This window comes from Butyrivibrio fibrisolvens, assembly GCF_037113525.1.
Taxonomy (GTDB): domain Bacteria; phylum Bacillota; class Clostridia; order Lachnospirales; family Lachnospiraceae; genus Butyrivibrio; species Butyrivibrio fibrisolvens.
Genome location: NZ_CP146963.1, coordinates 1552725 through 1568041 on the forward strand (window position 1 = coordinate 1552725; position 15317 = coordinate 1568041).

At 35.3% G+C, this 15317-nt stretch carries 18 protein-coding genes; 14 read left to right on the plus strand and 4 right to left on the minus strand.

All coding sequences use genetic code 11. The annotated features are described in order from the left end of the window. Positions 1–38 precede the first annotated feature (38 nt). From WAA20_RS06245 to WAA20_RS06295, 11 genes are all read left to right on the plus strand, one after another. Positions 39–233 carry a lichenicidin A2 family type 2 lantibiotic gene (locus tag WAA20_RS06245; RefSeq protein ID WP_073384762.1) on the plus strand — a complete coding sequence of 65 codons (195 nt, stop codon included), beginning with the start codon at positions 39–41 and terminating at the stop codon, positions 231–233. A gap of 23 nt (positions 234–256) precedes the next feature. Next, complete coding sequence (locus WAA20_RS06250; RefSeq protein WP_073384761.1) at positions 257–490, plus strand: lichenicidin A2 family type 2 lantibiotic; 234 nt, start codon at positions 257–259, stop codon at positions 488–490. A gap of 141 nt (positions 491–631) precedes the next feature. Then, positions 632–1387, plus strand: coding sequence for a flavodoxin family protein (locus WAA20_RS06255; protein ID WP_073384760.1), 756 nt, complete (start codon positions 632–634; stop codon positions 1385–1387). Then, positions 1365–2633 carry a cysteine peptidase family C39 domain-containing protein gene (locus WAA20_RS06260; RefSeq protein ID WP_338802748.1) on the plus strand — a complete coding sequence of 423 codons (1269 nt, stop codon included), beginning with the start codon at positions 1365–1367 and terminating at the stop codon, positions 2631–2633. Before WAA20_RS06255 ends, WAA20_RS06260 begins: the two co-directional genes overlap by 23 nt. Before the next feature lie 29 nt (positions 2634–2662). Then, entirely contained in the window at positions 2663–3469 is an 807-nt protein-coding gene (locus tag WAA20_RS06265; protein ID WP_338802491.1) for an ATP-binding cassette domain-containing protein, read from the plus strand. Between the two features lie 32 nt (positions 3470–3501). Continuing rightward, positions 3502–5538, plus strand: a complete 2037-nt coding sequence (locus WAA20_RS06270) for a S8 family serine peptidase (protein ID WP_073384758.1) — start codon at positions 3502–3504, stop codon at positions 5536–5538. 720 nt (positions 5539–6258) lie between these two features. Next, positions 6259–6714, plus strand: a complete 456-nt coding sequence (locus tag WAA20_RS06275; RefSeq protein WP_073384757.1) for a hypothetical protein — start codon at positions 6259–6261, stop codon at positions 6712–6714. A 5-nt stretch (positions 6715–6719) separates the two neighbouring features. Continuing rightward, a complete protein-coding gene (locus WAA20_RS06280; protein WP_073384756.1) occupies positions 6720–7103 on the plus strand; it encodes a TIR domain-containing protein in 384 nt (127 codons plus the stop codon). 2 nt (positions 7104–7105) lie between these two features. After that, positions 7106–7579 carry a toll/interleukin-1 receptor domain-containing protein gene (locus WAA20_RS06285; protein ID WP_073384755.1) on the plus strand — a complete coding sequence of 158 codons (474 nt, stop codon included), beginning with the start codon at positions 7106–7108 and terminating at the stop codon, positions 7577–7579. Positions 7580–7618: 39 nt separating this feature from the next. Further along, entirely contained in the window at positions 7619–7792 is a 174-nt protein-coding gene (locus WAA20_RS06290; RefSeq protein WP_167562631.1) for a hypothetical protein, read from the plus strand. Between the two features lie 263 nt (positions 7793–8055). Beyond that, positions 8056–8640 (plus strand): hypothetical protein, encoded by a 585-nt coding sequence (locus WAA20_RS06295; protein ID WP_073384754.1) that lies wholly within the window; start codon positions 8056–8058, stop codon positions 8638–8640. Between the two features lie 12 nt (positions 8641–8652). On the opposite strand, the gene WAA20_RS06300 is transcribed toward WAA20_RS06295, so the two are convergent. The 3 genes from WAA20_RS06300 to istA form a co-directional block, all read right to left on the minus strand. Further along, positions 8653–9891, minus strand: a complete 1239-nt coding sequence (locus tag WAA20_RS06300; protein ID WP_073384752.1) for a hypothetical protein — start codon at positions 9889–9891, stop codon at positions 8653–8655. Positions 9892–10251: 360 nt separating this feature from the next. Beyond that, positions 10252–11028: an IS21-like element helper ATPase IstB gene (gene istB / locus WAA20_RS06305; protein ID WP_081373615.1), complete on the minus strand. Its 777-nt coding sequence runs from the start codon at positions 11026–11028 to the stop codon at positions 10252–10254. Positions 11029–11041: 13 nt separating this feature from the next. Then, on the minus strand, positions 11042–12604 hold the full coding sequence (gene istA, locus WAA20_RS06310; protein ID WP_073384748.1) for an IS21 family transposase: 1563 nt from the start codon (positions 12602–12604) through the stop codon (positions 11042–11044). 182 nt (positions 12605–12786) lie between these two features. On the opposite strand from istA, the gene WAA20_RS06315 reads away from it, so the two are divergent. Next, positions 12787–13197, plus strand: a complete 411-nt coding sequence (locus WAA20_RS06315) for a hypothetical protein (RefSeq protein ID WP_139263569.1) — start codon at positions 12787–12789, stop codon at positions 13195–13197. 71 nt (positions 13198–13268) lie between these two features. Here WAA20_RS06315 and WAA20_RS06320 read toward each other — a convergent pair whose 3' ends face one another. Beyond that, a complete protein-coding gene (locus WAA20_RS06320; protein WP_073384746.1) occupies positions 13269–14207 on the minus strand; it encodes a tyrosine-type recombinase/integrase in 939 nt (312 codons plus the stop codon). A gap of 225 nt (positions 14208–14432) precedes the next feature. On the opposite strand from WAA20_RS06320, the gene WAA20_RS06325 reads away from it, so the two are divergent. After that, a complete protein-coding gene (locus WAA20_RS06325; RefSeq protein WP_073384744.1) occupies positions 14433–14627 on the plus strand; it encodes a hypothetical protein in 195 nt (64 codons plus the stop codon). 12 nt (positions 14628–14639) lie between these two features. Further along, a complete protein-coding gene (locus WAA20_RS06330; RefSeq protein ID WP_073384742.1) occupies positions 14640–15131 on the plus strand; it encodes a HEPN domain-containing protein in 492 nt (163 codons plus the stop codon). Positions 15132–15317 lie beyond the last annotated feature (186 nt).

Genomic DNA, 15317 nt, shown 5'->3' on the forward strand with positions numbered 1-15317 from the left:
TTGATTTTGAAATAAAAATGTGAGAAAGGAGAAAAATGATGTCTAGTGTTGATATGAAAAATATCGTTGGAGATTCTTTTGAAGACATGAGCATTGCTGAAATGGCAATGGTACAGGGATCAGGAGATCTTGAGGGAGAATCTGTGATTGCAACACTTCTTGCGGTGTCTGCTGCTGTTGGTTCCGCGGCAGGGGCAATACAGGTTGTAAAAACAATTAAAGGAACATGTTAAAAATAACTATGGAGGATTTATTTATGACACAGGAAAATATGAACAGAATTGTTGGAGAAACTTTTGAGGATATGAGCGTTGCAGAGATGACAATGGTACAGGGATCGGGGGATCTTGGCGCAGAGTTTACTACATCACCTGCCTGCGTAGCTCTTACAGTAGCAGCGGCACAGCAGTCTTCAAATAATTGCGCTGTTGCTATATCTGGTTCATTATCTGCAATTGGAAGTGCGGTACTTTCAGCGATAAAGTGCTAAGAAATACAGGAAAATATAAATAGTATTTTGGATAATAAAGAATTGCTTTATTGAAAAATAAAGCAATTCTTTAATCCGATATTCAATACATAGAAAACAGTAAAGGTTGATTAGAACTATACATGGTGAGGTAAATGAGTAGTGAAGCAAATATTTGTATTAATTGGAAGCAGACAAAAGAATGGAAATACCTATAAATTTGTTAAATCAATTGAGGAAAGGATGGGTAATAGTTATGTAATGGAATATGCATTTCCTCAGGACTATAGGATTGAACCATGCATTGGATGTAACACTTGCTTTAGCAAATGCAAATGTGTAGCGAATGATGAACTAATTAATCTTCAAAATAAAATACTGAAATCAGATGTATTTGTTATTGCGTCACCTGTTTACTTGCATTATTTTACAGCAGATTTGAAATTGATACTTGATAAATGCTCATGGTGGGCGCACACATTAAGGTTACAAGGTAAACCAACAGTAATTTTGAGTACATGTAATAGTAATGGGAATAAGACTGTAATTAAAGCACTGGGAGAGATAATAACTGGAATGGGTGGAAATATAATTGCTACTTCAAATGCTGCGGTTATTCCAAATCAAATAAACAATGAAGAATGGCTTGATGAAGTTGCATCGCAGATTTCTGAACGAATTAAAGAATATGCAGAGTTACCGCCTCAATCAAATAAAGACATAGAAAAAGTATTTGACAGAATGAAGCAAGTAATTAAGTTGCAGCGTGAATATAAAACAAAACTCGGTATTGATCCTGGTGAATATAATTATTGGAAGAATATGGGAATGTTGAATTATCAAACATTCAGTGATTACTTAGAAAAAAAGAATACTGGAGGTTGTTACGTTGAAAGTGAGATTTCAGCAGCAATGTGAGCATTCTGAATGTGGCTTGGCATGTGCGGCTATGATTATAGATTTTTTTGCAAAAAAAACAAAGCTTACATATTTAAGGGAAAAATATGGTGTCCCAAATGGAGGGTATAACCTATTACAGTTAAAAACAGTTTTGAGTGAAAATGGCGTTGATTCAAGGGCGGTAAAAACGGATGGATTGGATGTGGAGACTTTACCGGTTCCTTTTATAGCATTTTGGAAGAAGAGACATTTTATTATTGTAGAAAAGATAACTCGCGAAAAGGTAGTTATTATCGACCCTTCAAATGGTAGAAAGACAATTGGCAGACAGGAATTTCAAAGTAATTATTCCCAAATTGCATTATACGTATTAAACGGTAGGCATAGAAAAATACAGATTCCAAGACTGCACTATGTAATAAAAAATAATATAAGAAGAAATAAGGGACTATTATTTGCGACTCTGTTAATATCAATGATTGTTCAGGTTTTAAGCCTAGCAATCCCCTATATTACACAGCAAGTGATTGATAGCTTTGAAGGAACAGATAGTTTCAACCCAAGAGTTATAGTTCTATCGGTGTTTCTGGTTTTCATTTGTTATTTTTTTTCCAACTTTGTCAGAACAAGAGTTATAACAATTATGCAGACATCCTTTGATAAAGGCTTTTTGGGTGACACTATAGAAAGATTGTTACATTTACCTTATTCATATTTTGTGAACAGAAGTAAAGGAGAAATAATATATAGGATAAATTCAAATTCATATATCAGACAAATATTGGTTGATCAGATGATGGAACTTGCGATAGATTTGTTTTTCTTTTTTATCTATTTATTCGCCATGATTCTATATAGTCCTAAGTTGTCGCTTGTAACATTGATAATTGCGGGGATATTATGTATATCATCATTTGCAAATGCAAAAGTCAACTATAAGATTCAGCAAAATGAGATTGTAGTAGTAACCAAATCCCAAGATCTCGTTAATGAATTAATAAATAATGTATTTACAATTAAGTCAACAAATTCGCAAAAAAATATATTTAATAAGTGGAAAGAAAATTTTGATAAGCAAGTGGAATATGAAAAGAGTAGAGCGAATTGTAATTCGGTATTTTCCAATCTGTCCCAGTCAATATATTCATTTTATCCATTATTAATTATATTGGTTGGATATTTTTTAGTCAGTAAAGAAGAGGTTACATTAGGGGGATTATTGCTTTTTGTACAATCGGACAATCATTTATTAGACCTATTTTAACGATAATGAACTCCTATGCTCAATTGTTAATGGTCAAGTTATATATTGATCGATTGGTTGATATCCTAGATACACCGGATGAAGCGTCTTTTACAGGAGATAAAAAAATAGACAACTATTCGGGCGAAATAGAGCTGAATAATATTTCGTATAAATATAGTTCTTTTTCACCGTTTGCTGTTAGTGATATATCGCTTAGGATAAAATCTGGACAGAAAATAGCTATAGTAGGAGAGAGTGGCTCGGGAAAATCAACATTATTAAAAGTTATGTCAGGTTTATATCAGCCTACTTCCGGTACAATCTTATATGATAAAAAAGACATTCGTGACCTTGATATATATAATATGCGTGAAAAAATTGGTATTGTTTTACAAGAGAGTATGCTGTTTAACGGATCCTTTAGAGATAATATCTGCATGGGACGTGACTATACAGACGAGAAGATATCTTACAGTATAAAAGCATCAAAGTTGGATGAGTTAGTGTACAGCTTTCCTTTGGGGTTAGACACAATGATTTCTGAAGGTGGTCAAAATCTTTCCGGAGGACAAAGGCAAAGAGTGGCCATTGCCAGAACAATTGTATCAGATCCTAAAGCTATTTTTTTAGATGAGCCTACAAGTGCATTGGATAATGAATCTGAAAAAATAGTAATGGAAAATTTGATCAAAATGAACATAACAATGGTAGTTGCAGCACATAGGCTATCTACCATAGAGAAGTTTGACAAAATAATAGTTATGGATAAAGGTCGAATTGTAGAGATTGGAAGGCATGATGAACTATTGAAGCAAAATGGCTATTATGCAAGATTATATAATGCAAACGGATAAAATAATACATAAGTATGATGTTGGAGGTAAGGATGAGATTGTTTTTACAATGTGTTAAGTTTTTAGTAGTACAAATGTTTATTATTTTGACAATTGGTGCATATGCAAACATGGATGTTATGGCATGTGAATCTAATGAAAAAATTGATTTGCTTCTGAATGATGATGTTACTATAGATGAAGTAAAGGATAAGCTCTTAGAATTCAATTCTACTCTTCATATAGATGAATGCAAAGAGATAAATCTTTTGCATTTGGAATATAATGGGGAAATGAGCGAATCGGAACTAATAGAAGGAGCAAATATAAAAACATGTGTAGAGTTGGTTGGGGAGTTGCCAGAAATTAATGCAACAAATAATTATGTCACGGATTTAGTTGGAGAAGATGATAAAATAAATGAGAAGATAATGTGTGAAAATGAAGATTTTTCTTTGTTCGAACGTTTGTCATGGCATATAGATGAAATAACAGGTGAAAGGAAATCGTTTTCATATACAGAAGGTGATGGTGTTAAGGTCGCTCTGATTGATAGTGGGGTAGATGGGAATCATCCATATATAAAAAATAGAATTAATTGGGATAATGCGAAGTCATATGTTGAAGGGGATCAAACTCTTTATGATTATAATACGCATGGGACTATGATGGCCGGGCTAATTTGTCAGATGGCTCCAAAAGTGGAGATAACACCTTACAAAGTATTAGGGGATTCTACCGGCGAATCAATATGGGCGATAAAAGCAATAATAGATGCGGTTAACGATGGTAATGATATAATAAATATTAGTTTAGGGACGTATAAATGCCTTTCCGAATCAAGCGAAAAATTGATAATAAATGCATACAAAAGAGTTATTCGATATGCTCAAAATAGAAATGTCATTGTAGTAGCTTCTGCTGGAAATTATGGCATAAATTTAGATAATTATAAAGCTGCCTCAGATATTGTGCATTTGCCAGGGGGAATTCATGGAGTATATACAATTTCTGCTCTTAGTGATCATTCTATGGCTAGTTATAGTAATAATGGTACGTGTATAGATTTGTGTGCACCTGGTGGGAATGTAGTTTTTACTGATGGAATGCTTGATCTTAATAAGTGCATATATGTTCTTTATCCGACATATTTCGATAACGGATTGGAGCAGATTGGCGTTCCCCAAGGATACAGTTTTTCATATGGGACAAGTCTGTCAACAGCAATAGCGACAGGAGGGATTGCTGACATTGTTTCATATTGTAAGCAAAAATACAAATATTATACAAATGAAGATGTTGATAGAATTATCAGAGAAAGCGCAAATGATTTGGGGGATGAGGGCAAGGATATTTTTTATGGAGATGGTGAATTAGATGTTTATAATTCGATAATGAATGCGGACAAAATGATCTTAGGTACATTTTGCGAAATAAATAAAAATGACGAGTACTTATTCGATAACGGAAGAATGCTTGTCAAATATATAATAGAAGATGAATATGATGACAAGTATCAAGTAAAAATCAATATGACTAATACGTCTGATTATACAATGCGTGATTGGGAAATTGTATATAAAATGGATGATCAGATAGTCAATATATGGAATGGTGACTATCTGATAAATGGTGAGGAAGTAAGGATTAAGAATAAAGGATATAATAAAAATATATATCCAGGGGATCAAGTATCCATTGGATATATTGCAACAAAGGTTGGCGAAATTGATATTCCAAGCGCTTATTCATTTACAAATTATTACTCGTCAAGTGAATCTGAATACAAAATTAACTATATTGTGGAAAATGAATGGGATTCAGGGTATATAAGCGTAATTAGTATAGAAAACCTTTCAAATGAAATAATTGAAGATTGGATGCTAGAATTTGAATTTGATCAGACTATAAGTAATATATGGGGAGCGGAAATCAATTCAACAGATGATGGTTATTATGAAGTTGTGAATAGTAATTATAATAGTAACATTTATCCAGGGGAAACTGTGGAATTTCGTGTTATGATTCAAGAGGGTAATGTAATATCAGAGCCTCATTCATATGAGCTTTTATCAGTGAAAATGAAATAGGTTAAAAGGAGTTGGTATAATGCAAGCCAACTCCTTTTTTAATACCGTTTGAAGGTGAATATGACCGCTTGTAGGGAAATGCATTTGAGAATCTGTATGGTTTTGACTTTATCGCACTTCATGTGGTCAAAAACAAAATGGTATCGAAAAGCAATTTATAATGGAATTTGAGTTAGATATCAATAGCAAAGACTTTACAATATATAATAGCTATGAAGGCATTTCTATGTACAAAATTTGATTTTGGATCCGTTAAGTGTGAAGATGTAAAAAATGGGACTTGTTGCATTTGCCGGAAGAAATACAGGCTTTTATAACTAGTACATCAGTTTATGTGGATTTCCCTAATATAGAAGAGGAAAATTACAAATTCGTAAATCATAATCCAAATACAAAAACCATTAAAAATGCTTCCTTATGTGTATATGATAAAGAAAATAATATTGCGTATTACTTGAAGATGGATACTTGAATCAAGTTCATAATAGTCAAGCTGAATTTTCGGCTTGGCTATGTTGCTGTAAAGATGTTTATCTGAGGCATATCGGAAAGAATTTAGGATATTTTTTATCAGATAAAAAACATAAAACGTTAGGAAAGCTATATGACCGTTCGTGCGGATGCAGATTGATGATCAAAAATGAACTGTAGTAGAATATTAAAAAAATAATACGCACAACGCTACATAGATAAAATAATTATTTCGGATGAGGTGACAAAATGGAGCTAAAGAACAAAACAATAAATGATGATTCCAATGCTATTCTTGAACAATATAAGCTTTATGTTGAGATGGCAGATAAGGTCAGTGAACGACGCAATAATGTTAATACATTTTTTATTGGACTTCATACTGTGCTTCTGGGGATTGTTGGCGTTAATGGATTTAGCGTGCAGAAATATTGGTATATCATTGTTATTTTAGGCGTGATTATGTCTTATGTTTGGTATTATTTACTGCAGAGTTATAAGCTCCTTAATGCTGGAAAATATGAGGTGATTCATGAGATGGAGCAGTTCTTGCCTTTTAATATGTATTCTTATGAATGGGAAAAACTTAGATATGGTGAGGATAGAGCGAAATATTGGCCTATTTCACATTTGGAGAAGAAGATTCCTGTTGTTTTTGGAATTTTATATATTATTTTTGGAGTATATGTTTTCATAGGGAGGTAATGTTCATGAAAAAAAGAGTTTTTATTAGTTTTGACTACGATCACGATTCAGATCTTAAGGCTATGCTAGTGGGGCAATCTAAAAATCCAGATTCGCCATTCGAGATTGTGGATATGTCAATTAAAGAAGCAATTTCAAATGATTGGAAGTCGTCAGCAAGGCGACGTATTCGAGGTTGTGATGTTGTGGTAGTTATTTGTGGGTTATATATGAAATCTGCATCAGGAGTAAGCGCAGAGATAAAAATCGCGCAAGAAGAGGGTACTCCATATTTTCTTTTGCATGGAAGAAGCAACGGTGCAACAAAACCTGTTGGAGCAAGAGAGACTGATAAAATATATACATGGAGTTGGGATAACTTAAAGATGCTTATTGGGGGGAGACGGTGATTATGAAAGTGTTTATATCTCATAAACAGGAAGACTCAAATATAGCGAATAACATATCTGTGGAACTATCAAAATGTAATGTCCCTTTTTATTTAGATGTATTAGACGATATTACAGAGGATGGTAAAGCACTTACGGATCATATTAAGGAAAATCTTAATAGCTGTACAGATATTATTGTGGTAATGTCACCTAATACATATAAATCACAATGGGTTCCTTTTGAAGTGGGAATGTCAGCACAAAGAGATATGCCAACGGCTACTTTTTTGGAAAAGAATATCAAATTACCGGATTTTCTTGATTATTGGCCAAGGTTAAAAACACTGTCTGATATTCATAAATATATTGATACAAAAAAACAAATTGATGAAAAATATGCCCGAAATAGATATGGTGGTATTTTTGAAAACGCTGAAAATAGAAGTTTAACAAAAACCGAAATGTTTTATAGAGCATTAAAAGAAAATCTATGATTTATACTTTACTTATGATGAAAAGAAAGGAACTCAAAAATGGAAGAAAAGAGTAAATTCGAAATAGAAGATGGCAGGCAATATGGATATGATAAAAAAGGTGGATGGGATATAGATGTCTCTGAAAAGACACAAAAGACAAGCGATTTCGGGCACATACCGGGACGATATCAATGGGAAGAAACTGTTGATATATCTAAAGAAGATGAATAAATGTTTCATTATTAAGAAATAAAGATAGTTCCATCGGTAAAAATGATACGAAAGAATATAAAGAGAAAGGCGAAAGCGACTTTCTCTTTATTTATCTTTGATATGCGAATGGCTTTAGTCTTGAGCAGCAGATTATACTTTGTTGAAGAAACAATGCAACAGATATAAAATATATTTTAGATGAAACTATAGGACAAAACTGAAGTATGTTTGTTGAAAAATGAATGATAATTGGAGATTATCCTTAAAAAGGAGTTCGAAACATGGCAAGTAACTATAACAATAGCATCACGAATGATAATAAAATCAAGGTATTTTTAAGTAGACCAAATCCTTTTTTGACCAATCAGCAGAAATTTATTGATATATTTCGAGAAGAACTTCTGAAGCATGATATTGAAACCATTACGTTGGTCGCAGATGATTATGACCTTACCGATTCCATGAATTATCTTAAAGGAATGATAAAACAATGCTACGGAATGGTTATAATAGGTTTTAAGCAAATTTTTATTGAAAAAGGATACAAAAAGAAAGGTGGAACTCCCAATCCTAATTTTTTCTTCCCTGATGAAATAGACCTTTCTGGTCAAGCCTTAACAAGTCCTTTTTGTCACATAGAAGGAACAATGGGATTGTTAAACGATCTTCCATTGCTAATAATAAATGAAGAAGGAGTCCGTGAGGAAGGAATAATTGCTGGTGGTAAATTTTGCTATAAGACAGACCCTTTTTCATTAGATAATATTGATTACTTTTTCAAACAAAAGGTCATCGAGAAACAAATAAGTGTATGGCTAGGAAAGGTTAATGAAAACTATCTCTTTCTAAATTTAAAAAAGGTGTAAACACTGTTTATTTCATCTTACAACATTGCATATTCTAATAAGACTTCCATTCAGACTCTTGATACCCTGCAGAAGAGTGTCTTTCTGTAAGAGAGATATCTCGACATTTGTTGATATTTGAGAAATTATATTATCATAATCAGTGTAGCCATCATTAATGATCGCATCTAAGTCGATTTTATTGTATCGGTAATAAATTCTCTCTTCAAAACTGAGAGTACTTACTTCCAATGGCATATGAACATAAATTTTGGCATGATGTTTAGCAGTGTAATAGTATTCATTTATAATATTGATATCATCTGTGACTTCACATATTCTTAACAGTAATGCACAATAATTTCTTGGGCAATACAAATTTTTTTTGCAAAATCCAGCCCCCTTCATATAATACTTAAGGGCTTCATAGTAATAGATTTTGTCCCCAGATATATTAAATAATCTGAGACAGATAGCGGCAACTCTACCGTATATTTCTTCCGAGGTAGAATTATCAATATCTATCCTTTCCTTTAAATAGTTCAATATGTCTATTAAGCTTTTTTCACTATTATCATGTTCTGCAATTTTATACTTTGCAAGTGCATAAAGAAGAATATTTTCTACAGATTCTTCCAGTTCCACTAAACTATTAAACATATCAAGTGCAGATTCATACTCGTTATTATCCAAAAATTCTTTACCCTGTTTGTAAATGGCATATAATGACTTATCAGGAATGATTTCTTTATATATGTTTCTTTCGTTAAGTGCCCTAGAAATAGGATTGTCTGGCATATCAGTGTCAGAATTTACAGCAAAGTCAATAAACTTATTTAGATCATTTTGAACTCTTTTTATTTCACAGGCATCGATATGTAATCCTTGATGATTATAAAAAATAATCGGAACATAGGTTAAATCAAAGAATTTGAACTCTTTTTCTTTATCTTTAGAACATAGCAAAATAGTAGATCTTGGTTTCAATGCATGACGTGCACCTAGTTCATAGATGGCATTAACATTCATTGTACTTATATCGGCAATTACAATATCAGCACCATTAAGACAAGTTACAAATTTGAAATCTATAGATGTAGAACCTGATATTTCATCACAACGGAATGCATTAAACCTGTCTTCATCATACAGTCTAAAGGGTACAAGGTGATTCGTATTGATGCATGGTTTTATGATTTCTTCGTATGTAGTATCAAGATTGATACCATTTTTTATTCCGTATCCCATTATTACAAAGCATGACTTTTCCATATCTGACCCTGTTTTTTAATGATAATCTCCAATTATCATTCAAAATCTTTCGCTAATCTTTAAATGGATTTTAATGTCATATACTATTGTGTCTTGATTAATGTATGTGATAATATTGATGAAAACAATGGATGTTCCCAAAGAGGACTTAGTATTATGCACCATCACAACATTGATCCATACCCAATTCCAAAAGACAAAAGCCCAATATATATAAATGAACTGATGATTCTTGTCTATTTGGTACAAGCATCTTGTAATACTCGGACGCTAGTTCCGCAATTATCCGGACAATGGTTCTGTTAATATCCGGACAAGATTCCTGTATCAAGTGGACAAGATGACATCTACTTTTTTATATTACTCGCTTGCCGTCTTATTGTCATCTCCGGCGTCAGCCGGCATATGTTCTATAGTCGGACGGCGGGAAGGACCTTTTAGGTCAAACCTATACGCATTGCGCACTATGCGGTCAAGGACCGCATCTGCAATCGTTTGATCCTTGAAAACTGAAACCCAATTCTTAACAGGTAACTGTGCTGAGATGGCTACAGACTTATGTCTGTGGTATCTTTCCTCAATGACCTCAAGGAAGTCCTGCGTCATGGCAAGGTCCAGCTGTTTCATGCCAAAATCATCAAGCAGCAAAAGATTAGGTTTGACCAAATCCTGCATCAGCTTGTTGTATGAACCATCGCCTCGGGCGATATTCAGATCTGTAAGTAGCCTTGGGACTCTGTAACATCTTACAGTATGTCCTCTAGTACAAGCCTCTCTGCCAAAAGCTGAGAGCAGATATGTTTTGCCTACACCAGTTGCACCTGTAATGATGAGGTTGTTACCGCTTGTGACCCATTGGCAGTCTGATAGTCTTGCGACATCTGCTTTCTTGAGCTTTCGTATAGGTTCATAATCCAGGTTTTCAAGACATGCAGTAGGTTCCCTTAAATGAGCAAGTCGTATAAGCCGATTTGTCTTGGCTTTATTTCTTGCATTGAACTGGGCTGTCACAATCATTCCCAGCCTGTCGTCAAAGGAAAGAGCCTGCGAAGCAGGAAGTTCATCCTGCCTGGCGTACTCAAGTCTCATGGCATTCAGCTTCATTGCTGTTAACTGTTCCGCTGTCTGGTAGTTCATGATGCATCACCTCCTATTCCCATTCTCCGACACGGAGATTTTCATGGTTTGGAGTTGGAGTATCCGCATCGGATTGATCAGCGTTTACGGGCTTCTTATCCTGATTGTTTTTCAGGATGTTCTTGAGTGTTGTATATGTAACAGAGTTAAGTTCAAGTGCTCTTTTACAAGCGCTATCAACTCTGGTGTTACCGTACTGCTTGCTGAAATTTACTACAGCCATGCAGGATTTATATGCCTGTTCCTCAAAGTCAGCCGACTTAAGGAGTGTATCTACAAAGCGGTATGCATTCTGACCTATGCTTGATGCCCTGTAGCGGTAATGAGTCCCGTCATACTGATTAAACTCTCTGATAGCACGATGGTTCGCAGGCATATGGCTTATCTCGGTTGCATAGCGTCTTCCAGAGAACTTCCTGACATGTATTGCAACCCTTTCGCCCATGGCGTTGAAGACCTCTATCTTCTTGGCATAGGCATGTATAGTAACAGAGTCCTTGTAAAGAGTATAGGGCACTGAATAGTAAAAGCCGTCATAATAAACATGATAGTTATTCGGTACTGTCTTTACTGGCAGCGTCTCGTAATACTCAAAAGGATCTTTGGGCAGTGGCCTAAGTGCAGGCTTGTCAAGGGCTATAAAGTTGCTGCTCCTAGAACCTGGGCGATGCTTGAATGGTCTTTCAGCAAGCTCAAGCACACGATCCTTTATGTCAGTATTAAGAGCTTCGAAACTGTGGTATATCTTATCCTTAAGCCATTCAAGAAGCCATGTTTCAAGCCAGCCCACGCCTGATTCAACTGTGGGTTTATCTCTTGGTTTTTTGACCCTTGCAGGGATTATAGCAACCTGATAATGACGGGCCAGATCTCTGTAAGCATGGTTAAGCTCAGGATTATACAGGTTAGTATGTACAACAGCTGTTTTACAGTTATCGGGCACAAGTATCTTTGGAAGGCCTCCATACCACTCAATGGCGTCTATATGGGCCTGATTCCAGTTGATCTGCGTCTCGTTAGGAAATGCTTCAACAAAAGGATATGAACTGTCTCCAAGCGTAGCAACGAAGAAATGAGCCTCATGAACAACACCGGTTTCATAATCAACAACGCAGGGAAGAGTATCGCCCATCCAATCGACAAACAGTTCCTTGCCAGGCTCGCGCTCCTGTGGAAGTACCACTTCTTTACCGGTATCTTCTTTCCAGGTATTGAACTTGGCGCAGAAGTAACTGTAGCTGTAACCATCAGGATTATCCTTGCGGTATTCCTGTTCCCAGATGTAGAAAAGGTTGATCCTTCTGCTGGACATAAGGCGCTTGTATATGGCTTCCCAATCTGGTTCATCTTTGGATTGCTTACGACCAAAAGAGTCTGGATATATCAGCTCATTGATTCGCTCAGGAGAAAGCTTTACAGCTTCTTCATAAGTGAGCCCACAGTTCTTGCATCTGTTGAGAATTTCGCCAACGGTAGTTTTGGAACAATCTACAGCAAGTGCAATATCACGTAGATTAAGAGCCATTTCCCTCAGGCGAAGGACTTCAGTAACTTTCATAGTATCAAGACACCTCATTTCATACCCTCCTTAGAATGTAATTAATTACATTCTAAGAAGATCAATCTGAGATGTCATTTGTCCGGATGATTCAGGAATGGCTGTCCGAATATTTCAGGAACAGTTGTCCGCATGTTTCAAGAATGCTTGTCCGGATAATAAAAGATTACATGTCCGGATAATTCAAGAATCCTGTCCGGATGTTACAAGAATCATCAAATGAACCATGGCTAATTGATAAGTCTATATGCTATAAGAAGGATTTTGATTTGGATCAGGGCGGTGTTGAAGATAATATCAGGGTATATGTGCAGCTTGATATTAGTGCAGATGCTATTATTCGAAGATTGAACCACATCATATCATTTTATGGAGAGGCAAACGAAGATAACGAATTCAATTTCAGTGCAGATCTTAATCTTATTATCTCCCAAGTAGAAATATATGATCAGATTTGGGGAGTAAGACATGGTATGAATGAAAAAGGGCATAGCACAGAAGCCATTGCATTGATTCGTGAGATTGTTACGGTGCTAGAGAAAATACCTGATGGCTGTGCTGAGTTCTTTCCTTTTGAGATTATTGATGAATTACAGGCGGAATATCTATAAAACTATAATATTAAAAGCGGATTGGAAATATGTTCAATCCGCTTTTTGCCTGTTATATGTGGCATTGTCAACTAATGCTGTATGTCCGGGCGAATAGAAAAACTGTTCCTGGGGTGCTTGTTGCACAATATGTCCTTTTGCTTGGACATAGAAACATGGGTATAGATTTCAGTAGTACGAATTGAGCTGTGCCCGAGCATTTCCTGAATATAGCGTATATCAACATCAGCATCAAGGAGCGATGTGGCAAAGGTGTGGCGCCACATATGTGGAGTAATATGCTGCTTGATTCCTGCGAGATTTGTGTAGTGGTTAAGCATTCTGCGTACAGATTGGTCTGAAAGAGGCCGACCTTGTTGATTCACAAACAAGTGATGGCAAAGGCTGATCTCCTTATCATAGGCTTTTTTGTAGTTTACAAGTGCATCATGTACTTGATTGTTTCCTATCTGCAATATGCGTTCTTTTGCTCCTTTCCCATTGATGAATACTGTATCTTCTGATAAATTCACATCATCCGGAACAAGATTACAGAGTTCAAAAATTCGTAAACCTGTGGCAAAAAGTAATTCACAAATGGCAGCATCTCTTATGGCGTTGCGTCTTCGATAGGCTGTTTTTCCATCATTAATCTGCTCATAAATAAGGGTAAGCATTAATTCTATGGTATCTAACGGGATTATACGTGGGAGCGTTGATGGCTCACGAAACTTGCTTTGAACATGCGTCCAGGGATTTGCGGTAATGATGTTATGACTCTCTAAATAGTGAAAGAATGCTTTTATAGATGCTATTTTTCTTTTTACGCTTCTGGGTTTGTATTGGCGGTGAAGGCTTCTTAAATAATCTTCAAGTACCTCGGCAGATAGCTCTTTTAGTTCTACAGAAGATATGTTGTTGCCAAATTGCTTGAGATCAGTTGAGTAGGCTTTGATAGTTTTCAAGTTAAGCCTTTTCTGGCTTGAACAGAAATCCAAATACTTGTCTACAATCTTGTCGTAATTATCCATTGTTCCCTCCTTGATATCTCTGATATTATATAGAGAAGAATTATATCATAGCGTATAAAATGATTATTTGCGGTCATTATATGGATTGGCCGGAAGAAGTGGCTTGTAGCTTTTGGATGGGAGACAACAGTTTTTTAGGTGTGGTATAGCTATTGCGGGGATGCCGTCATGATTATTGGTGGCAGTAGTTGAAATAAGAGGATGAAGTAGGAAGCGTGGAAAAATATGAGAAAAATGGATCAAGAAGAATTTGATGGGCAGACGTTTGTTAAGAATCCTAGAGATTGTGGACATCCTGATGTTGTGAGGCTTATAGATGGTGCAACAGGTGCTCACATGGATTATGGTTGCACAGTATGTGGTTTGCAACATACAAATAGTGAAGTTTTTAAAAAGCATGGATTAGAAGGATACGTGTAGGGAGGTACTCATATGGGAAAAACAGCAGTAGAGTTCTTTACAGGAGCGAATGTTTTCTTAGATGCATCTAAAACGTTGAATGTTGTTGGTCAAGCAGGTTTATCACAAATGAAAGATGCTAATTCAGGATTAGAAATCCTTGGACGTATGTATATTCCTGGGATAGTAATGCAGGCATTTGCGGCAGAGTTGTACCTTAAAGCTCTAATTGTGTATGAAGGAAAGCAAATAAAGAAGATACATAAGCTGGATGCTTTATTTGGGATGCTTGATGAAGTAGAAAAGAATATAATAACCGCAAGTATGATGGCAGAAATACGAAATGCAAAAGGTATTAGTGAATCTGAGTATGGTGAAACAGAACTGTTGGATGATTTTACTAAGGCAGCAAACATATTTGAGGATTGGAGATATTTCTTTGAAAGTGGAACTGTGAGTGCAGATCTTGATTTTATGAAAGCTCTCAATGATGTTCTATATGTAAGATGTAAATCGCTGATATAGGGGCATACTAACCAGTTTAAAAGGACTCATATATTAGACTGGATATAGCGCAGTATAAGGCGTTTATTAAATTTTCTTAAAAAATAGTTCTTTTGATTATCAAAATTTAGTATTTTTGACCCCATTTTTTTGTATTTTATTTAATTTTTATAAATGCTCTGTTTCAGTATAAATCCAGTTATGGCG